This window comes from Capnocytophaga sp. oral taxon 878, from assembly GCF_002999135.1.
In the GTDB taxonomy this organism is placed as follows: Bacteria; Bacteroidota; Bacteroidia; order Flavobacteriales; family Flavobacteriaceae; genus Capnocytophaga.
Window position 1 is genome coordinate 2895850 of the sequence record NZ_CP027229.1, and the last position, 19155, is coordinate 2915004.

At 37.6% G+C, this 19155-nt stretch carries 21 protein-coding genes and 1 tRNA gene; 7 read left to right on the forward strand and 15 right to left on the reverse strand.

Annotated features, from left to right (window positions below):
• Window positions 1-42 precede the first annotated feature (42 nt).
• The 7 genes from C4H12_RS13240 (at window position 43) to C4H12_RS13270 (ending at window position 4244) form a co-directional block, all read left to right on the forward strand.
• Window positions 43-657: a porin family protein gene (locus C4H12_RS13240; RefSeq protein WP_106099329.1), complete on the forward strand. Its 615-nt coding sequence runs from the start codon at window positions 43-45 to the stop codon at window positions 655-657.
• Between the two features lie 463 nt (window positions 658-1120).
• The gene (locus tag C4H12_RS13245; protein WP_106099330.1) at window positions 1121-1810 is read left to right on the forward strand and encodes a cytochrome c3 family protein; all 690 of its coding nucleotides are present in this window, start codon (window positions 1121-1123) and stop codon (window positions 1808-1810) included.
• A gap of 98 nt (window positions 1811-1908) precedes the next feature.
• A complete protein-coding gene (locus C4H12_RS13250) occupies window positions 1909-2598 on the forward strand; it encodes a ComF family protein (RefSeq protein ID WP_254424780.1) in 690 nt (229 codons plus the stop codon).
• A gap of 35 nt (window positions 2599-2633) precedes the next feature.
• Entirely contained in the window at window positions 2634-2945 is a 312-nt protein-coding gene (locus C4H12_RS13255; RefSeq protein ID WP_106099331.1) for a hypothetical protein, read from the forward strand.
• Window positions 2946-3075: 130 nt separating this feature from the next.
• Window positions 3076-3639: a gliding motility lipoprotein GldD gene (gene gldD / locus C4H12_RS13260; protein WP_106099332.1), complete on the forward strand. Its 564-nt coding sequence runs from the start codon at window positions 3076-3078 to the stop codon at window positions 3637-3639.
• A gap of 69 nt (window positions 3640-3708) precedes the next feature.
• Window positions 3709-4158, forward strand: coding sequence for a GatB/YqeY domain-containing protein (locus C4H12_RS13265; RefSeq protein ID WP_106099333.1), 450 nt, complete (start codon window positions 3709-3711; stop codon window positions 4156-4158).
• Between the two features lie 13 nt (window positions 4159-4171).
• Window positions 4172-4244: transfer RNA gene (locus C4H12_RS13270), tRNA-Arg, on the forward strand.
• Between the two features lie 188 nt (window positions 4245-4432).
• On the opposite strand, the gene metF is transcribed toward C4H12_RS13270, so the two are convergent.
• From metF to C4H12_RS13345, 15 genes are all read right to left on the reverse strand, one after another.
• Window positions 4433-5386, reverse strand: a complete 954-nt coding sequence (metF, locus tag C4H12_RS13275) for a methylenetetrahydrofolate reductase [NAD(P)H] (protein WP_106099334.1) — start codon at window positions 5384-5386, stop codon at window positions 4433-4435.
• Window positions 5364-5957: a GrpB family protein gene (locus C4H12_RS13280; RefSeq protein ID WP_106099335.1), complete on the reverse strand. Its 594-nt coding sequence runs from the start codon at window positions 5955-5957 to the stop codon at window positions 5364-5366. Before C4H12_RS13280 ends, metF begins: the two co-directional genes overlap by 23 nt.
• A gap of 53 nt (window positions 5958-6010) precedes the next feature.
• Complete coding sequence (gene thrA, locus C4H12_RS13285; RefSeq protein ID WP_106099336.1) at window positions 6011-8422, reverse strand: bifunctional aspartate kinase/homoserine dehydrogenase I; 2412 nt, start codon at window positions 8420-8422, stop codon at window positions 6011-6013.
• Between the two features lie 42 nt (window positions 8423-8464).
• A complete protein-coding gene (locus tag C4H12_RS13290) occupies window positions 8465-9442 on the reverse strand; it encodes an alpha/beta fold hydrolase (RefSeq protein ID WP_106099337.1) in 978 nt (325 codons plus the stop codon).
• Between the two features lie 173 nt (window positions 9443-9615).
• Complete coding sequence (gene yihA, locus C4H12_RS13295; protein ID WP_106099338.1) at window positions 9616-10227, reverse strand: ribosome biogenesis GTP-binding protein YihA/YsxC; 612 nt, start codon at window positions 10225-10227, stop codon at window positions 9616-9618.
• 13 nt (window positions 10228-10240) lie between these two features.
• Window positions 10241-11002, reverse strand: coding sequence for an alpha/beta fold hydrolase (locus tag C4H12_RS13300; protein ID WP_106099339.1), 762 nt, complete (start codon window positions 11000-11002; stop codon window positions 10241-10243).
• A 202-nt stretch (window positions 11003-11204) separates the two neighbouring features.
• On the reverse strand, window positions 11205-12302 hold the full coding sequence (dprA, locus tag C4H12_RS13305) for a DNA-processing protein DprA (RefSeq protein WP_106099340.1): 1098 nt from the start codon (window positions 12300-12302) through the stop codon (window positions 11205-11207).
• Window positions 12303-12349: 47 nt separating this feature from the next.
• Window positions 12350-12841, reverse strand: a complete 492-nt coding sequence (locus tag C4H12_RS13310) for a metallophosphoesterase family protein (RefSeq protein WP_106099341.1) — start codon at window positions 12839-12841, stop codon at window positions 12350-12352.
• Window positions 12838-13596 (reverse strand): ribonuclease III, encoded by a 759-nt coding sequence (gene rnc / locus C4H12_RS13315; protein ID WP_106099342.1) that lies wholly within the window; start codon window positions 13594-13596, stop codon window positions 12838-12840. The genes C4H12_RS13310 and rnc overlap by 4 nt, the downstream gene beginning before the upstream one ends.
• An 11-nt stretch (window positions 13597-13607) precedes the next feature.
• Window positions 13608-14858 carry a beta-ketoacyl-ACP synthase II gene (gene fabF / locus C4H12_RS13320; RefSeq protein WP_106099343.1) on the reverse strand — a complete coding sequence of 417 codons (1251 nt, stop codon included), beginning with the start codon at window positions 14856-14858 and terminating at the stop codon, window positions 13608-13610.
• A 94-nt stretch (window positions 14859-14952) separates the two neighbouring features.
• Window positions 14953-15189 carry an acyl carrier protein gene (locus C4H12_RS13325; RefSeq protein ID WP_106099344.1) on the reverse strand — a complete coding sequence of 79 codons (237 nt, stop codon included), beginning with the start codon at window positions 15187-15189 and terminating at the stop codon, window positions 14953-14955.
• Window positions 15190-15352: 163 nt separating this feature from the next.
• A complete protein-coding gene (locus C4H12_RS13330) occupies window positions 15353-16204 on the reverse strand; it encodes a hypothetical protein (RefSeq protein ID WP_106099345.1) in 852 nt (283 codons plus the stop codon).
• 96 nt (window positions 16205-16300) lie between these two features.
• Window positions 16301-17392, reverse strand: coding sequence for a beta-ketoacyl synthase N-terminal-like domain-containing protein (locus tag C4H12_RS13335; RefSeq protein WP_106099346.1), 1092 nt, complete (start codon window positions 17390-17392; stop codon window positions 16301-16303).
• Complete coding sequence (locus C4H12_RS13340; RefSeq protein ID WP_106099347.1) at window positions 17389-18246, reverse strand: NAD-dependent epimerase/dehydratase family protein; 858 nt, start codon at window positions 18244-18246, stop codon at window positions 17389-17391. Before C4H12_RS13340 ends, C4H12_RS13335 begins: the two co-directional genes overlap by 4 nt.
• A gap of 117 nt (window positions 18247-18363) precedes the next feature.
• Window positions 18364-19152, reverse strand: coding sequence for a TatD family hydrolase (locus C4H12_RS13345; RefSeq protein WP_106099348.1), 789 nt, complete (start codon window positions 19150-19152; stop codon window positions 18364-18366).
• Window positions 19153-19155: the final 3 nt, after the last annotated feature.

The following is a 19155-nucleotide window of genomic DNA, read 5'->3' on the forward strand; positions in this document are numbered from 1 at the left end:
AGTAGGGATGACTTAAAAATAACGTTTAATTCAAATTAGAAAATGAAGAAAATTATTGCAACTTTTGCTATGGTGATAGCAATGATGGGCGTGGCTAACGCTCAAGAGTTTAAAGTAGGTGCTAAAGGAGGCTTGAACCTTGCTACTTTTGGTGATATTAGTACTGGTGTAGTTAAAACTAGTTTTGGTTTTAAACCTAGTTATTATTTTGGAGCTTTTATTGAATATGGCTTTAACGAACAACTTTGGGCAGAAGTAGGTATAGCTTATTCTTCACAAGGAGCTAAAACAAAATCTGTTGAAACAACTTTGGGAGGGATTAGTGTAAAAACAGATGTTAGTGATACATCTACAACTATAAACCAGCTAAATGTGCCTATCTGGCTGAAATATGACATTGCAGGATTCCGCCCTAAAGTAGGTGTTAACTTAGGTTTTGCTGCTAATGCTAAAGGTACAGTAGGAAGCAATAGCACTACTATTGATTTAGACAAAACATTTGATTTTGGTGCTGCGCTTGGTGCTGAATATAACTTCCCTATGGGCTTATTTGTAGAGGCAGCGTATACTCACGGCTTTACTGAAATAACTAGTAAAGGGGCTAATAAAGGTTTTAAAAACCGTGTGGTACAAATAGGTGTAGGTTATAAATTTTAATTAGTAGCTTGCTAATTATTTACAGCTCTTTACAAGGAGGCTGTCTGAAAACAAAGTTTTTGGACAGCCTTTTTTTTATGGGATTGGGTGTAAGATTTTTTGGTGGATAAAAGGTGAAGTGGTGTGGGAGTACTTTTCTTGGGTTTTGGGAGAAAAGATTTATTGCTTTTTGGTAGCTTGGTAGATGTTGGGGGATTTTAGTTATCCTTCGTTTATAGTTCGTTTATCCTTCGTTATTCGTTCGTTCATCTGATTGAATGGTTATTTTTTTGTTGGGGGGATTTTGGCAGTCTGTTTTAGGTGGGGTAGTTGGATAGTGTTGGACAAGTTAGTTTGGAATTGGTGCTATTGAAGGGTAACTTTAAAAAGTATTTTAGGATGGATTGGGCAGTAGGGGTTAATTATTTATTATTCTTGGCTAATTGATAATTGTTTTGTACATTTGCCGAAAAAATAAGCTCTTTTGAAGAAAATCATTCTTACTATAATAATTGTTTTTGGCTTTTTAGCTACTACATATCTGCTATACTCTTATTTGATGCAAATAGGTGTAGATGAGGGGTATGAGCCTGTGCAGCCTATTCATTTTTCGCATAAAATACATGCGGGTGATAATCAAATAGATTGTAAATACTGTCATTCGGCAGCAAGAAGCTCGGCTGTGGCGGGGGTGCCTTCGCTGAATGTGTGTATGGGTTGCCATAATACGATTTCGGAATATGAGGGTGAGGAAGATCTTGCTAACGGCTATACTAAAGATTTTTATACGGCTGAAATTAAAAAGTTATATACGGCTGTTGGTTGGGATGAACAGCAGTTTAAGTACACAGGTAAAGAGCAGGCGGTAGAATGGATACGTATTCATAAGTTGCCTGATTTTACTTATTTTAATCATTCCCAGCATGTGACAGTAGCAGGACTTAAATGTGATGCTTGCCATGGGGCAGTTGATAAAATGGAGGTAGTACGCCAGGAAGCACCACTTACAATGGGTTGGTGTGTGGAGTGCCATCGTACAAGCAAGGTGAATATGGAACATCCTTATTATGCCAACTATGAGCAGGTGCACCGCCAGTTGGCCAAAACAATGCAGCTTGATTCGCTTACGGTGGAGCATTTGGGAGGATTGGAGTGTGCAAAATGTCATTATTAAGCTTTTGGCTGTATCTTGCAAAAAGAGTTATAGAATTGGCTTAAAAATGTTGTTTGAGTTAAATGTAAATGTTGTTGGTGAAGTGAAAGAGAATATAAATGATGCTGAATGATTTAACCTCTATATTATTAGTAAAATACTGTTTGGGCTGCGGTAGAATATTGCAGAAGCAAGAACAGGTTCTGTGCTTGGGGTGTAGAGAACGGCTTTGTGAAACGGGATTTGAGCAAGTGCCACATAACCCATTGGAGCAGCTTCTTTCACACAGGTGTGAGTTAAATGCAGCTACATCTTTATTCTTCTTTGAAAAGAATAAATTGGCACAGCTTTTGATACATAAGTTAAAGTACGAAGGGCAGGAACAAGTAGGACGTTGGCTGGGCTTGTGGTTAGGCAGGCGTCTTGCTCAAAGTCGCCAATTTGAAGGTGTTGAAATGGTAGTACCTGTGCCTCTGCACCCAAAAAAGCTGCACAAACGTGGTTATAATCAGGTAACTAAGCTTGGTAAAGCCATTGCAGAGACTATGGGTGTTGTTTTTGATGATAACTTATTGGTGAAAAAGACAGCGAGCACTACCCAAACTCACAAATTTGTATGGAAGCGATATGATGAGAATGATCATATTTTTGCAATACAAAACCCTCAAAAATTAGCTACTAAGCACATTTTATTGGTAGATGATGTAATTACTACAGGATCAACAATTGAACGTTGTTATCAAGCATTAATGGATGCAGAAGATGTGAAAGTAAGTGTTGCTTCTATAGCTTGTGCTATAATAAGTTAAAAAATAAGGATAGTAAATAATAAAAAAATAAATATATGAAGAAAGCTTTGAAAATGATGGCAGTAGCATTTGTACTATTTGCTTTTGCTGGTAATGTAAGTGCGGCTACTTTAAGTGTAGCTGGCGTAACTAAGTGTGTTTCTGTTGACCAAGATGGTAATGGGGGCGTAAAAGTGAAAAAGAGCTGCGATAAAGACGGTGATAAAAAAGAATGCAGCAAAGACAAAAAAGAATGCAGTAAGGATAAAAAATCTTGTAGCAAAGACAAAAAAGAATGCAATAAAGATAAAAAATCTTGCTGCAAAAAAGGAGGAGACAAAAAAGAAACCTCACAAAAAGCAGAATAATTTTTCTTTCATACATCTTTTTAAAACTGTAGATAACAGAGGAAAAGACCTTAGCATTGGCTGCTGAGGTTTTTTGCTATGAAATAAAGTAGCAAAATTCAAGGAGTAAGAACTCATACCCATTTTAGGAATGAAAAAACATTTTTATATATTTTTTGCAATAGTAGGAATCTTAACGGCTTGTAGTGATGAAACACTACCTAAGCCTAAAGGAGGCTTGCGACTGGATTATGCGCCTGCAGAGTATGAGAAAATTACTACTGAAGCTAACTGTCCCTTTACTTTTGAGGTAAATAAATTGTCGCACTTACAACAAGAGCCTAATAAATGTGATATCAATATAGAATATCCAGCTATGCGGGCTACTATTTATCTTACGTATAAAAAAATAGATGGAAATATTACAAAACTTTTAAAAGACGCTCAAAAATTCACTTATGAGCATACAATCAAAGCTGATAATATTGCCTCTACAGTATTTGCCAATGATACTACTCGTGTGTACGGAATGTTTTACCAAGTTTATGGTGATGCCGCATCGCAATCTCAGTTTTATGTTACCGATAGTGTGCGGCATTTTGTATCTGGGTCAGTTTATTTTAGGGCAGTACCCAATTATGACTCAATTCAACCTGCAAGTAGTTATATTGAAAAAGATGTACAAAAACTAATGGAGAGTCTGCGTTGGAAGTAAAAAAAGTAGGGTGGAATATTGCTATTTTAAAATATTGTTGTAATTTTGCAATTATAAAAACCAAGAATTATGAGTTTACAAACTAAGGTAATGGAGGCTCTGAAAGAGGCAATGAAGGCAAAAGATACTATTGCATTAGAGTCTTTAAGAGCTATCAAATCGGCTATATTATTAGCTAAAACTGAAGCAGGAGCTGCTGAAGAACTTACAGAAGCTGATGAGCTAAAACTGCTTCAAAAATTAGTGAAACAGCGCAAAGATAGTGCGGCATTGTACACTCAGCAAGGTAGGAATGACTTAGCAGAGCCTGAATTAGCACAAAAGGCTATAATTGAGAAGTTTTTGCCTGCGCAACTCTCTGAAGCTGAGGTTGAAGCAACCTTAAAGACTATTATTGCTCAAGTAGGGGCTACTACAGCTAAAGATATGGGCAAGGTAATGGGCGTTGCTACAAAACAATTGGCAGGTAAAACTGATAGTAAACTCATTTCAGAAATAGTAAAGAAGTTGTTATCATAACAATAATTAATAAGGCTGCATAGTTCAACTGGATAGAATATCAGATTCCGGTTCTGAAGATAGAGGTTCGAATCCCCTTGCGGTCACAAGAATAAAAAAGAGCTCTTTTTTGAAGAGCTCTTTTTTATTCTTGTCTGAATTTGTGTGATTTAGTATGACACTGTTTTACAATTGTATTTCATATTGGAACAAATGTTTGTGTAAGAAAACAAATTATAAGAACTTTGCACCGTAAAACTTAAGAATTTTACAACTCGTTCTTTGATATATTGTTTTAAAATACTTCTGATATTACTTTCACAATATTATCCGATTTTCCCATAGAATAGTAATGCAATACGGGTGCTCCTGCAGCTTTCAGTTCTTTACTCTGCTGTATAGCCCATTCTATACCCACTTGTTTTACATCGGCGTTGTTTTTGCAGGCTTCTACTGCTTTGATGAGCTCTTCGGGGAAGTCTATTTTAAAGGCTTGTGAAAGCAAGTTGAGGTGCTTTTTAATAGCAATAGGTTTAATCCCTGGTATGATAGGCACATTGATACCCGCTTCTTTGGCTTTCTCTACAAACTCAAAATACTTCTGATTGTCAAAAAACATTTGTGTTACCACATAGTCGGCACCGGCATCTACCTTTTCTTTCAAGCGCGCCAAGTCCGAGGTGAGTGAGGGGGCTTCAATGTGTTTTTCAGGATACCCCGCCACTCCTATACAGAAATTAGCCTTATGGTCGGCAGCAATACCGTTGAGGTAAATTCCTTTGTTCAAATTGATGATTTGAGTAACGAGTTCGGCAGCATAAGTATGTCCGCCCTCAGTAGGCTGAAAGTAGCGTTGTTCTTTCATTGCATCGCCGCGCAAAGCCATTACGTTGTCTATACCCAAGTAGAGGCAATCTACCAAAAGGTACTCAGTTTCTTCTTTTGAAAAACCACCACAAAGCACGTGTGGTACAGTATCTACCTTATATTTATGCTGAATAGCCGCGCAAATACCCACGGTACCAGGGCGCATACGGGTTACTTTCTTTTCCAATAGCCCATTGGGGTGTTCAATGTAATAATACTCCTCACGTGAGGTAGTTACATCTATAAACGGAGGGTTGAACTCCATTAAGGGGTCTATGTTTTGGTATAATTCTTCAATATTATTTCCCTTTTTAGGAGGTACTACTTCAAAGGAGAAGAGTGTTTTTCCTTTGGCATTCTTAATATGGTCTGTTATTTTCATATTTTCCTTTAAATTCTTCTTTTGCTATCAGTGTATATCGTTTTATAAAGTCTGTTTTGTGAGCGGTATAAGCATCTCGGTCGTACTGGAAAGGCTTCCAAAGAGACAATTTAAGTGTTTCATAGTCTTTGGCAATTGAAGGGTGCGCTTGTAGTTCATCGCGAAAATAGAGTTCGTCATTATCGCCTTCATAACGCAAGTGCAAGTGAAATACACGTTCTGCAAACCCATTAACAGTATAGCCTTTATTAAAAGAAATCCTATCATTTGTTTCATTCATACATAGATAACCTGATTGTAATATGACTTCTTTTAGCTTCTGAAATGAACTGTCTTTCTTCACTTCCAATAACATATCTACAATAGGTTTGGCTTGTATCCCTTCCACAGCGGTACTGCCTATATGGTTTAGTCGTATTATTTCGTTAGAGGGTAATTGTTTTAAAAGAAAACTGTGTTCTTCCTCATACCATTCTTTCCACAAAGGATTGTGCGGCGTAAGATTGATAGGGAACAGTTGCCACAATTCCTGCAACGACATTTGTAACAAAGGATTTTCTTCTTGATTCATAGTCCTAACACCTGTCTCCTAACACCTGAAACCTGACACCTAAAACCTAATACCTAAAACCTACTCTTCTCTGCTAATCTTAAAATATCGCCAAATACCCCGCGTGCGGTTACCGAAGCGCCTGCTCCTGCACCCTGTATCACGATAGGGTTATCGCCATAAGATTCGGTGTAAATCTCAAAAATAGAGTCGGCACCTTTTACCTGACCGAGAGCACTGTTGCGCGGAACCGATACGAGCGATACGTCTAACTGTACCGTTTCGGTAGAGGCTAAATCGCCGTGAAGGTCGCCTACATAACGCAGTACGTGGTCGGGCGCTTGGGCTTCTTTGATTTGCTGATAAGGCGCGTTGAACTCGTCTAAGCGTTGCAAAAAGTCTGCTACCGAGACTTCTCTTAAATGTTCGGGGATAAGATTTTGTATCTTTACATCGGTGAACTCATTGCCTAAATCAAGCTCGCGGGCTAAGATGAGCAGCTTGCGCCCTACATCGTTACCACAGAGGTCTTCACGAGGGTCGGGTTCAGTATAACCGCTGTTGATAGCGTGTTGGAGCACCTCGCTAAACGGCTTGTTTTCTACTGAAAAAGTATTGAACAGATAGCTGAGCGTCCCTGAGAAAATTCCCTTAATACGAGTGATGTTCTCGCCCGAATGGTGCAAGAGGCGAATAGTGTCTATCAGTGGTAAGCCTGCCCCTACATTGGTTTCGTAGAGATAAGTCTTTTGGTGTTGTTTGAGGGTTTTACGCAGTTCTTGATAGAAGTCAAACGAAATAGTGTTTGCTATCTTATTAGCAGAAACCAAGTCGTAACCGCTCTTGATAAGTGGAATATAGTTATCTACAAAGGTTTTGCTGGCGGTTACATCTACCGCGATAAGGTTCTCTAAGTGATTTTTATCTACAAAGGCTTGCAAAGTATCAAAGCTATAAGGAACGGCTTCTTTATCGAAGGCAGAACGCCAATTGTTGCCAATTCCTTTTGCATTGGTGAGCAGTTGTTGTGAATTGGCAATCGCAACAATGCGCAAACTGATGTTTTTGCGGTGGAGTATATTGTCGTGTGCAGCAATCACTTGGTCGATGAGAGTAGCTCCTACGGTACCTTTACCAAAGATTACCAAGTTGATACGGCGTGAAACCCCAAAGATTTCACCGTGAATTACGTTCAGTGCCTTGTGGAGTTTTTCGGTTTTAAGTACCAAACTCACGTTTCTACCCGTTACGGCATTGTTGATGAGCAAAGGAACGATTTGGTTTCGTATCAGTGCGTTATAAGGGTGGTGGAAGGTAGCAAGCGGTTGCCCTACAATAGAAATTACCGCTACATCTTCTACAATGCTCACACTGCTCACATCATTGGTATAGAAGTCGTGCGAGAATTCCTCGTCTATAGCAGCTTTGGCAAGTTTAGCATCTTTAGAAGCTACTACCAAGCCTACCCCGCGCTCGGATGATCCTTGTGAGATGATACTCACACTGATACCTTTCTGTGCTAAAGCTCTAAAGATACGTGCATCTACACCCACCTTGCCCAAGAGTCCGCGACCTTCCATCACGATAAGGGCGTTGTCTTTAATTACCGAAATCGATTTGATGCCCTCTTGCACGCTTTCTTGGTGAATGAGTGTGCCGGCGTCTTCACTGTTGAAAGTGTTTTTGATACGCAACGGAATGCCTTTTTCAATGAGTGGGATAATGGTTTTAGCGTGAAGTATAGAAGCTCCAAAGTTAGCTAATTCATTGGCTTCTTCGTAAGAAAGATGACGTATAATTTTGGCTTCGGGTACTAACTCAGGATTGGCAGTGAAGATACCATCAACGTGGGTATAGTTTTGCAGTTCGGAAGCGTTGAGATAGTTCGCCAAAAGTGCTGCCGAATAGTTACTGCCATTGCGCCCTAAGGTAGTAGTGTCGCCTTTTTCGGTGGAAGCGATAAAGCCTGTAACCACGACTACGTGATTAGAAGGGATAGTTGCAAAGCGGTCACGGGTGAGTTTTTCGGATACTGAGTTGATGATTTGTGCATTGCCTACCACAGCATCAGTTTTGAAGATTTCACGGCTATCTACAAAAGTACTTTCCAAGCCCTTGCGCTGGAGTAGTGCTGTTACAAGTTTAGCCGACATTAGTTCACCTTGTGCCAATACCAAATCTTTGGTTTTAGGGCTATAATCTTTGAGTAGTGAAACACCTTCAAGGAGTTTTTCGAGCAACTGAAATTCGGACTCAAACGACACACGAGGGTCATATTGTTGTTCGTCTTTCAGTTGTTGAAAGTCAGCAGTATAGTCCTCGCCCTTACTCGCTTTATCGAGCAAAGCCTCTAATTCATCGGTAGTGTTGCCTCGCGCTGAAACTACTACTGATAGAGGTTCCTTATGTGAAGTAATGATAATATCAATCACCTTTTCTATGCCATCATTAGCAAGTGATTTTCCACCAAATTTTAATATCTTCATCTTATGACAATTAACAATTAACAAATTCTTACCTCTTATCTCTTACCTAACAAACACTTTCTTTAAAAACTGTTCTAACTGTTTGTGTTCTATCAGGAAAGCATCGTGACCGTGTACGGAGTGGATTTCGTAATAGTCTACGGGTTTGCCCATTTCGCGCAGTTCAGTTACAGTATCGCGATTCTCTTGAGGTACAAAATACAGGTCGGAATCGGTGCTTACAATGGTAATGTGAGCAGTGATAGGTGCAACAGCCTCGGCAAAACTACCCCGTTCTTTTGAAATATCTATGGTTTTTACCAATTGGTTCATCAGTTTGTAGGCGGAGAGTGAGAAGCGTTTGTGCAGCTTGTCGCCGTGGTGTAAGAGCCACGTTTCTACATTGTACAACTGCAACGGAATGTTAGTAGTGCGCTCAAACTTCATTTTCAACGATTGAGGTGTGCGGTAACACAACATCGCGTGTAGGCGTGCATCGTGCAAGGGGTGTGTAGAGTTTTTGAGTATCTGCTCTTGCAAAAGGCAGTTGCCTATAATCCAGTCGGTTGCTTTCCAATCGGCAGCTACGATTACGAGTTCTTTGAAAAGGGTAGGGGCGAGGGCTGCCATTTCCCAAGCAATACCGCCACCTAACGAGCACCCTACAAGGGCAAACACTTCTTTGAGACCTAAATGCTCGGTGAGCCCTTTGTTGAAAATGCGCGCTACATCTATACCTGCCCAATGCTCATAGTTAGGAATCATATCTTCTTCGCGTGCTCCAAAACCATTGCCAGGTATATTAAAAGCTACTACTGTGTATTTAAGGGTATCTATCAACTTCCCTTCACCAATAGCTTCTTTCCACCAGCCGTTTTCACCCATTACTTGTGAATTGCCTGTGAAAGCGTGATTTACTACCACCACGGGCGCTTCTCCCAGCGGTAAGCCAAAACATTGGTAATATAACCTAAGTGAGGGAATGCGCACCCCATAAGAGGTGATGAAATTGTTTAATTGGAAACTAGAAATGTTAGGCATATTTATATTTAAAACACTTTTTGTAAGTGTTTTTTTGCGAAATAGTATTTTTTTCTTTTATTTATTGTGAGGATAGAAAATATTACTATAAAAATAGTATGTTTATCTTGTAAGTAATTTGTAAGATGCAAAAATAAGAGATTTTTTATTAATATACAAATAAATAAAGATGTTTATTCTGAAGACTGTTTTTTTAGCATTGTATTTATTTGTTCAATATAAGTAGTAAGTTCCTCTTTACCTGCCCTATTTTCAGCTGAAGTAATAAAATAAGGAGGGAACTCTTCCCATGATTTTAGAAGTATATCTTGATAAGACTTAATATTACGCTCTATCATTAAAGGTTTTAGTTTATCAGCTTTAGTAAACACAATAGCAAAAGGGATATTGTGTTCACCTAACCATTGCATAAAAGCAAGGTCAATTTTTTGAGGTTCATGTCTGATATCTACCAATACAAAAGCACATACTAACTGCGTACGTTGTTCAAAATACTGAGTAATAAACTGCTGAAATACTTTTTTAGTACTCTTTGAAACCCTTGCATAACCATATCCTGGTAAATCTACTAAAAACCAAGTGTTGTCAATTTTAAAATGATTGATAAGTTGTGTTTTGCCTGGTCGTGCTGAAGTCTTAGCTAAATTCTTTTGGTTAGTGAGCATATTGATAAGAGACGATTTTCCTACATTGGAACGCCCTATAAAAGCATATTCAGGTAAGAGTTCTTTAGGACACTTGCTTACCTGAGAATTGCTCATTACAAATTCAGCTTTTTTTATCACTTTTATTACTTGTCTAGATCCTTTTTGTTTCTAACCAATTGTTAAGTATCTTATTAAATTCTTGAGGGTGTTCCATCATAGGAGCATGTCCACATTTGTCAATCCAATGTAATTCAGCATTAGGTAGTAGTTCATAAAATTCTTCTGCTACTTTTGGAGGTGTTACGATATCATTCTTACCCCAAATGAGACAGATTGAGGTTTGCATCTTAGGTAAATCTTTAGCCATATTATTACGAATAGCACTCTTAGCTAAAGCTAAAGTTTTTATAAGTTTAGAACGATCTGAAATATTAGCAAATACTTCATCTACAATTTCTTTAGTAGCTACAGCAGGATCGTAAAATACTTCTTCACATTTCTTTTTTATAAAATCATAATCACCCCTACGTGGGTACCCATCACTCATTGCACTTTCATACAGTCCTGAACTACCAGTAAGTACTAATCCTAATACATCTTTAGGATATAATTTAGTGTATAACAGTCCTACGTGTCCACCAAGAGAGTTCCCTAAGAGAATTACTTTCTCAAACTTTTTGAACTTTACAAATTTTCGGATATATTTTGCCAATGTTTTTACTGAGGTAGTAAGTAAAGGCATAGAGAATAAAGGTAGTTCAGGTACTACTACTTTATACCTGTCTGAAAAAAAAGAAATCACCTCTTCAAAATTACTAAGCCCTCCCATTAAGCCATGTAGTATGATAATAGGAGTGCCCTCACCTTGCTCGATGTATGAATATTTACCTTCTTTTTTAACTTCTGTCGTCATTGGTTTTTAGCAAAATCTTCTTTTAAGTTACAAAAGTAATATTTTTATTTTTATTAACCAGCAAGAAAAGTAAAAATATTTTTTATTATTACAGTTAAGTGTTGATAATTAGATGGTTAAATTGTTTTTACATGTTGTGCTTTTTGAAAAAGCTAGAAAAATAATTAAGAAATACTTTTAGAGGAGAAAAATTTTTTTGAGTTTAGTTAATGCTTTCAAATATTTTACCTGGTAGCGGGCGTATAGCTCCTTTTAGTTCTAATTGAAATAGAAGATTAGAAAGCTCATATATAGGTATCTGGCAGCCTAAAGATAAGTTGTCCATACTTTGTTTCCCATTGTTTTTGAGGTATTTTAGAATGTTTTCTTCCTCTGTAGTGAGGCTTACAAAAAGCTCTTGTTGTATAGGTTGAGGTTTGGGACTCTCCCAATTTAGGTCGGTAATTAGCTGTTGTGCTGAGATTAGCAATTGAGCTTGACTATCATGTATAAGTTGATTACATCCAGCACTATTAATATCGTTGTATTTGCCAGGTAAAGCAAAAACTTGCCGACTGTATGAATTTGCAATACCAGCAGTAACTAGACTTCCTCCTCGGTGGCTTGATTCAATTACTATTGTAGCCTCGGCAAGTCCTGCAATAATACGATTACGGCTTAAGAAATTTTTTCTATCAAAAGGGCTTAAGAATCCAAAATCAGTAATAAAACCACCATTAGCTATCATTGCAGCACAGTACTCAGTATGTGCTTTAGGATAAATGATATTAAGCCCATGAGCAAGGCAAGCTACTGTTTGTATCCCATTTTTAATAGCTTCCTTATGCGCACTGATGTCTATTCCATAGGCATAACCACTTATAATTACAACATCAAGTTGTGCTAACTCATAAACAAACTGTTTTATAAAGTCAGTGCCGTAGGTAGTAGCATTACGTGTGCCTACAATAGCAAGTATTCGTTTATTTTTTAGATTGATGTTTCCTTTCTGAAAGAAAACGATAGGGCTGTCAGGACATTTTTTTAGCAGATAAGGATAATCTTTATCAATATAACTGACTACTTGTATGTTATTTTTGCTGCAGAAATTTAGTTCAGTTTCAGCTTCTTGTAACCATTGTGATTTTTGTAGTTTTTCAATGATTTTATTGCCTATACCTGGTATTTTCTGAAGTATTTTTTTTGGTTGAGTAAAAATTTCTTTGGCACTTCCAAAGTGATTAATGAGCTTTTTGGCAGTAATATCACCTACCATTTCAGTTTTTTTTAAGGCTATAAGGTATAATAATTCTTCTTCCATAATTATTTGTTTGTTTTGCTTGTTGTTTTTTTCAAAATAGGAACCTTTTACCTTTTACCTAATTCAATAATCTCCAAGTTTTTTATCTCCTTTTCTTCAATCTCAAAACGTAACATTGTACGTACAGTTTGCCATCCATAAATTCCTGCCGCCCCTGGGTTTAAGTGCAGCAAACTAAATTGTTTGTCATATTGTACTTTTAAGATGTGTGAATGTCCTGAAATAAACAATTTAGGGGTTTTGGAAAGGATCTCTTTTTTAGCTAAAGGCGTGTATTTTGTAGGGTAACCTCCTATGTGTATCATCAGTACTTCTATGCCTTCACACATAAAGCGATTTATTTCTCCAAAATATTCTCGTATCTCAGTTCCATCTATATTGCCATACACACCTCGCAAAGGTTTTACAGATTGCAATGTTTTAATTACTGTTAAGTTTCCAAAATCACCACAGTGCCATATCTCATCAGCTTCATTGGCATAGTGCAGTATGCGATCATCTATGTATGAATGGGTATCTGATAATAATAAGATTTTCATTTTACATCTAGTTTGTGGTGCTGTTTCCCTTGAATTTTGTAGCAAGTGCGTTTAGCAGCAATCTCTTCAGCCTTCTTTTTAGAGGTTGAACGGGCACGAGTTACAGAAAAACCTTGCACATGTACTTTAGCAACAAAATATTTAGTTTCAGAACGGTCTTCTATGTCTTCTTCAGCTTCAAAAGCAAAGTCCAATTTGTGTTTTTGGCACCATTCAATTAGTAAACTTTTATGACTAATTACTTTTTCCTCTAAATATTTTATATTGATATTGGGTAAAATCAATTTTCGTTCAATAAAGCTAAAACAAGCTTTATAACCTTTGTCTAAGTAAATAGCACCTATTAAAGCTTCAAATAAGTTACCTGTGATGTTGTTTCCTAATTGGCGAGGAGTGAGCTTTGTACGTAAAAAATCTAATAAGCCAAGTTCCTCTCCTAGTTGGTTAAGGTTACGTCGTTCTACTATTTTGGAACGCATTTTGGTGAGGTAGCCCTCATCTTTCTCAGGAGCATTTGTGAAAATATAGTCAGCAATAACAGCCCCTAATATAGCATCGCCTAAGAACTCAAGTCGTTCATAACTTTTACGAGTAGCCTTTTGGTATTGGTATGATGGATGTGTGAAAGCCTCACTGTAATATGATAAGTTTTTAGGTGAGAAGCCCAATAATTCTTTGAGTTTGCTATAAAAAATCCCGTCTTTCTTCTTTGAAGTAAGACGGGAAAAAGCTAATATTTTCTTTAAGTTAAACACTTACGAGTCTATTATGATAACTTTTTAAATAATAAGCAAGCGTTATGACCACCAAAGCCAAAGGTATTGCTCATAGCTACTTTTACATCGCGAGCTTGAGCTTTGTTAAATGTGAAATTTAGTCGTTGGTCAATCTTCTCATCAGGAGTTTCAAAGTTAATAGTAGGTGGTACTAAACTATTCTTAATAGCTAATATTGAGGCTACTGCTTCAATAGCTCCTGCAGCTCCTAATAAGTGACCAGTCATTGATTTAGTTGAGTTTATGTTAATGTCATAAGCATGTTCACCAAAAACATCAATCACAGCCTTTGATTCTGCGATGTCTCCCAGAGGTGTTGAAGTACCATGCATATTAATAGCATCTACTTCACTAGGCTGTACGCCTGCATCTTTTAAGCAGTTATTCATTACCAACTTAGCCCCAAGACCTTCGGGGTGAGGTGCTGTCATGTGGTGAGCATCAGCTGAAAGACCACCTCCTGCCAATTCACAATATATAGTAGCTCCGCGAGCAATTGCATGGTTATATTCTTCTAGTACAATAGCTCCAGCGCCTTCGCCTAATACAAAACCATCACGATTTGCATCGAATGGACGTGAAGCCTTTGCAGGGTTTTCGTTAAAGGTTGATAAAGCATGTAAAGCATTGAATCCACCAATACCAGCAATAGTAACTGCAGCTTCTGAACCTCCTGATACAATTACATCGGCATAACCAAAACGAATATAGTTCAGCGCGTCAATCATAGCATTAGCTGCTGAAGCACAAGCTGATACTGTAGTAAAGTTAGGTCCTCTGAAACCATATCGAATAGAAATCATTCCTGATGCAATATCAGCAATCATTTTAGGAATGAAAAACGGATTGAAACGCGGAGTTCCGTCGCCTTGGTTAAAGGTAGTTACTTCATTTTGGAATGTTTCCAAACCACCGATTCCTGAACCCCATATCACACCTACGCGGTCTTTATCCACTTTATCAACATCTAAGTGCGCATCTTTTATCGCTTCGTCTGAAACTACAGAGGCATATTGAGCAAATCTATCTAGCTTGCGCGCTTCTTTTCTGTCCATAAAGTCTTCAATATTAAAACCTTTAAGTTCACAAGCAAACTGAGTTTTGAACTTTGAAGCATCAAAATAGGTGATAGGAGCGGCACCGCTTTTGCCAGCTGCAAGCCCCTGCCAAAAATCTTTGGCGGTATTACCGATTGGGGTCAAAGCACCTATACCTGTTACAACAACACGTCGTCTCTCCATTAGTCTTTTTATTTTTTTAGCATTTAGGTTCTAAAAAGCAATTAGGCATTAAGCTATCAACTATTAAGGTGATAGCCTAATGCCTATAAGCTACTTATTGTTTAGCGTCTTCAATGTATTTGATTGCTTGACCTACGGTCTGAATGTTTTCAGCTTGGTCATCAGGAATTTGAATGTCAAATTCTTTCTCAAATTCCATAATCAATTCCACAGTGTCCAATGAATCTGCTCCTAAGTCGTTTGTGAAGCTTGCTTCCGCAGTTACTTCATTCTCGTCTACGCCTAATTTATCTACGATAATGGCTTTAACTCTTGATGCAATGTCTGACATAATTTTCTTTTTTTATAACTATAATTATGAGTGCAAAGGTAAAGCATTTTTTTTAAATCACAACCTTTTTGAGCAAAATATTCTACTTTTTTTATATTTTAAAACGCAAATTATCTCATTATCAGTTTTTTAAATGGTATTATTCCTGCTCTTTTTTTATCTTTTATCTCTTCTCTTTCTCTGCTGAAATCTTAATAAGCGATGCTAAATAGCCTCTGTCTACAGCTATCCACTCTTCATAATATTTTTTGTTTTCATAGTACCAATGCTTAAAAAACAGCTCTTTATTAGTAGGTGTAAGAGTACTTATATATGAGCTATATCCAAATTCATCATTTTTTGGTTCATACTTTTCTATAGCACATTCATCTATTATTTTGAGCGTATTTAACTCGAAAGCGTACCAGACTCCTTGTGTAGTACTTAGTATGCCAAAATTGTTATCTACTTTCCATACATTTTCCATAAAATCACAATCGATTATCTCTTGTTTTTTGGTAATTAATGGTTCAAAGCTGGGATATGAAACTAAAATGAGTTCTGAAGAGTAAAAATCGGCTAGTAAAGCATACTTATCAAAGGTAAACATACACATTTGGTCAAGAGGAAGAGTTTTCCAGATTCTCAGTTTTTCTTGTTCTAAAACTATACAATACCCCTGAGCTCCACTTTGCCCATCAACAAGGCATATTGATATTTTATTTTCTTCTTGCAGTAACGAAAGAAATGCTTTGGGAGTATCTAAATCTTCATCTTTTATCTCTAATGATGCTACCTTATTACCATTTCTGTCAATAAGTATTAGACAAATAACACTTTCAGGATGAAGTACCGCACACCATATAAACTTCTTACTTAAAGATAATGTATAATCGGAAATAGTACCTTTTACCAATAGCTTTTTCTTATTGTTGTGGGTATCCCATAAGCCTTCAGAGGTTTTAATAAATTCTTTATCATCTAAAAAACTATCAATGGTAGGTATGAGAGTTTTATATTCTTTTATGCAAATCATATTATTTAATTTGTCAATTAGGCTAATACTTATTATTTCTTATATTCAAAACTCCAATATTTTATTTTTAGAGAGAAAATAAGAATATATTTCTTATCACCTACTTTTAACGACTACACTTATTGCATTTCCGCCAAAGCCCACAGCATTAATCATTATGTGTTGTAATTTGTTAGGTAGTTTTTCAGGAGTTTTTAAATAAGGTACTTCTTCAAACTTATTATGCTGTAACATCCTGATGGCCATAGCAAGATTCAGAGCTCCACTTGCTCCATAAGTATGTCCGTACTGCCATTTGTTATTGGTAAGTAGAGGAATGTCATTGCCAAAAACAGCATCAATAGCATTAAGTTCGGCGCGATCACCTTTTATAGTACCTGTGCAATGGGTAATAATCACATCAATATGTGGATGGCCAGCACTTTCCAAAGCTCGCTGCATTGAAGTTTGTAAACAATCTCCTTTTTTTGATAGTGATACACTATGCGTTAACTTTTCGGTAGCAAAGCCAAGCCCTATAATATAGGCTAAGGCATTAGGACGCTCACCTTTTTCTAAACAAAAACAGCCAGCTCCTTCACCGAGTACCATTGTATTCTGTCGTTTTTCCATATCCATAGCTCTACAAGGATAGGGTAGGGGTAATGAGCTATATATCTTAAGGGCTTTCACTTGTGCCAAAGTAAAAGGAGTAAGAGGAGCCTCACTACCACCTACCAAAAACCGACTTTCCATACCACTTTCTAACCAAGCAATAGCATTAGCAATGCCATGCAAGGCAGTGGAGCAAGTAATGGAGTGAGAAAGTTCAAAACCCTCATTGTTCAAATCTTGAGCAACCCATGTACTTATATTGCCCAAAGTGGTAGTAGGTGAAGCCAAAGTAAGGCAACTACCTTCTTGCAGGAAGTGAGTAAAATGATTTTCCCATACTTCTGTAGCTCCCCTTGATGAGCCTATGTTAATACCGAACCGCACGCCCTGCCAGCCAGCTTGGGCTACAGCATTGCGTGCGGTATGTATTGCGTAAAGTACGCTAGGATCTAATGGAGCATATGCCACATTAGATGAGCGCAACGTTTCAATAAGAGTTCTATTTTTTTCTGAAAGTCTTCCTTGTGCAATATTGTTGTGAAGTGTTAAAGCATTGGCAGTTAGAGTGCTTGCCCCAGTAATAGCTATTTTCATAGGTTACTTCTTATCTGTTGAATATACTCTTTAATATGCTTTGTAGCGTGCCAACCCAAAGCCTCTGTTTTTTCTGTAAGTACTGGTGATGTCATACGATTACCCTTACGTTCAGGCAGCATTTGTATTTTACCACCAAAAAGCTGTGCTATTTCTAAAATAGTGTAGCTTTCGGGACTTCCTATACCATATCCATCGCCTTTACCTTTTTCGCCTACCAATAGCAATCCTGCTACTATATCGTTTATATGTGTGAAGTTACGTTGTTGTGTGCCTGGAGCAACGACAGTTAAGGGCTCACCTCGTTTTATTTTCTCGGCAAAAAGAGCGATAAGGGTGGCATACTTGCCAGTGTTTATTTCGCGTGGGCCGTATACATTATAGAAATACACTATTGCGTAATCTAAACCATACCACACCCCGTAGTTCTTTATAAGTTCGGTATTGGATGATTTGCTCCACGCATACGGGCTTTGGTCTTTCCCGAGTCCGCCATCACCAAACTTGGTGCTACTACCCGCATATACAAGTTTAGCCCTATGCTTGCGGCAGAACTCCAAAACTTTTAAAGTGCCAGTTTTGTTAAATAACAATACTTTATCAATATCTTCAAAACTCTGTTCTACACGTGAGTATTCGCCTAGATGGTAAATAATATCGGGGGTGAAGTTGATGAGTTCAAATATATGTTCGGTACTACCCTCAATATACTGTACTCCAGCTACGTGATTCTCACGCTTACCAGTAAAATAATTGTCTAACGAATATACTTCATTATGAGGGTCTTTGGTGAGGGCTTCACAAAGATTTGAACCTACAAATCCGGCCCCTCCTGTTACTAATATCTTTTTCATTTGTTTTAAAAAGGACGTTTAAAAAATCGTCTTTTATTACTATGGTTATAGCTAGGAATGTAATGCTTATTAACAACTCCTAACTAATTAAATTGGTAATTTGTGGTACTATATGTTTTATAATTTGAACAGTTCTTGAGCGTTTTGGGTGGTGCTTTCGGTAACAGCCTTGAGAGGTATGCCCTTAAATTGTGCTATGGATTGTGCTACATAGGGCAAAAAAGCAGGTTCATTGCGGCGTTGTTGCTTATATGACAACTGCCGGTTAGGTGTGTTTTTAGGCATCATAAAAGGAGCATCGGTTTCAATAAGCATACTATCTAAGGGGACATAACGCACTACCTCTTCTAAATGAGCAAACCTGCGGCTATCACTCACTGCTCCTGTAAAACCGATATAATACCCCTTGTCCAGATATGTTTTAACCTCCTTTAAACTGCCTGTAAAGCAGTGTACTACTGCTTGAGGTAGTTGCTTATGTTCGGCAAGGATAGCGATAAAATGTTCAAAAGCAGCACGCTCATGTAAAAATAAGGGTTTGGAAACCTCTTCGGAAAGAGTGAGCTGTGCATGAAAACAAGCCTCTTGTACAGGACGTGGGGAAAAATCGCGGTCAAAATCTAGACCACATTCACCTACTGCTATAACTTGTTTTTCACTTAGTAGTGCCTTTAAAATGTTGATACTTTCATTGTTCATTGATTTAGCATCGTGAGGGTGAATGCCTGCAGTGGCAAAAAGAGTATCGGGGTACTCTTTAGCCAAAGCTAAAGCCTCTTTGCTGCTACGCACACTGGTGCCTGTTAATAAAATTTGTTCGACACCTGCATTTATTGCACGATTTATAATTTCATCACACTCACCTGCAAACTGCTTGTTGGTGAGATTTATTCCTATATCTATCATTTT

Bases quoted from the DNA above. Each gene is read 5' to 3' on its own strand.
- C4H12_RS13250 (WP_254424780.1), top strand. From the start codon at position 1,909: ATGATGCTGAATGATTTAACCTCTATATTATTAGTAAAATACTGTTTG.
- C4H12_RS13330 (WP_106099345.1), bottom strand. From the start codon at position 16,204: ATGATTTGCATAAAAGAATATAAAACTCTCATACCTACCATTGATAGT.
- C4H12_RS13335 (WP_106099346.1), bottom strand. From the start codon at position 17,392: ATGAAAATAGCTATTACTGGGGCAAGCACTCTAACTGCCAATGCTTTA.
- metF (WP_106099334.1), bottom strand. From the start codon at position 5,386: ATGAAAATAACAGACCATATTAAGAATGCCAAAGGAAAAACACTCTTC.
- C4H12_RS13290 (WP_106099337.1), bottom strand. From the start codon at position 9,442: ATGCCTAACATTTCTAGTTTCCAATTAAACAATTTCATCACCTCTTAT.
- gldD (WP_106099332.1), top strand. From the start codon at position 3,076: ATGAAAAAACATTTTTATATATTTTTTGCAATAGTAGGAATCTTAACG.
- C4H12_RS13325 (WP_106099344.1), bottom strand. From the start codon at position 15,189: ATGTCAGACATTGCATCAAGAGTTAAAGCCATTATCGTAGATAAATTA.
- C4H12_RS13310 (WP_106099341.1), bottom strand. From the start codon at position 12,841: ATGAAAATCTTATTATTATCAGATACCCATTCATACATAGATGATCGC.
- C4H12_RS13300 (WP_106099339.1), bottom strand. From the start codon at position 11,002: ATGACGACAGAAGTTAAAAAAGAAGGTAAATATTCATACATCGAGCAA.
- C4H12_RS13340 (WP_106099347.1), bottom strand. From the start codon at position 18,246: ATGAAAAAGATATTAGTAACAGGAGGGGCCGGATTTGTAGGTTCAAAT.
- C4H12_RS13240 (WP_106099329.1), top strand. From the start codon at position 43: ATGAAGAAAATTATTGCAACTTTTGCTATGGTGATAGCAATGATGGGC.
- thrA (WP_106099336.1), bottom strand. From the start codon at position 8,422: ATGAAGATATTAAAATTTGGTGGAAAATCACTTGCTAATGATGGCATA.
- C4H12_RS13345 (WP_106099348.1), bottom strand. From the start codon at position 19,152: ATGATAGATATAGGAATAAATCTCACCAACAAGCAGTTTGCAGGTGAG.
- C4H12_RS13255 (WP_106099331.1), top strand. From the start codon at position 2,634: ATGAAGAAAGCTTTGAAAATGATGGCAGTAGCATTTGTACTATTTGCT.
- C4H12_RS13265 (WP_106099333.1), top strand. From the start codon at position 3,709: ATGAGTTTACAAACTAAGGTAATGGAGGCTCTGAAAGAGGCAATGAAG.
- dprA (WP_106099340.1), bottom strand. From the start codon at position 12,302: ATGGAAGAAGAATTATTATACCTTATAGCCTTAAAAAAAACTGAAATG.
- C4H12_RS13280 (WP_106099335.1), bottom strand. From the start codon at position 5,957: ATGAATCAAGAAGAAAATCCTTTGTTACAAATGTCGTTGCAGGAATTG.
- fabF (WP_106099343.1), bottom strand. From the start codon at position 14,858: ATGGAGAGACGACGTGTTGTTGTAACAGGTATAGGTGCTTTGACCCCA.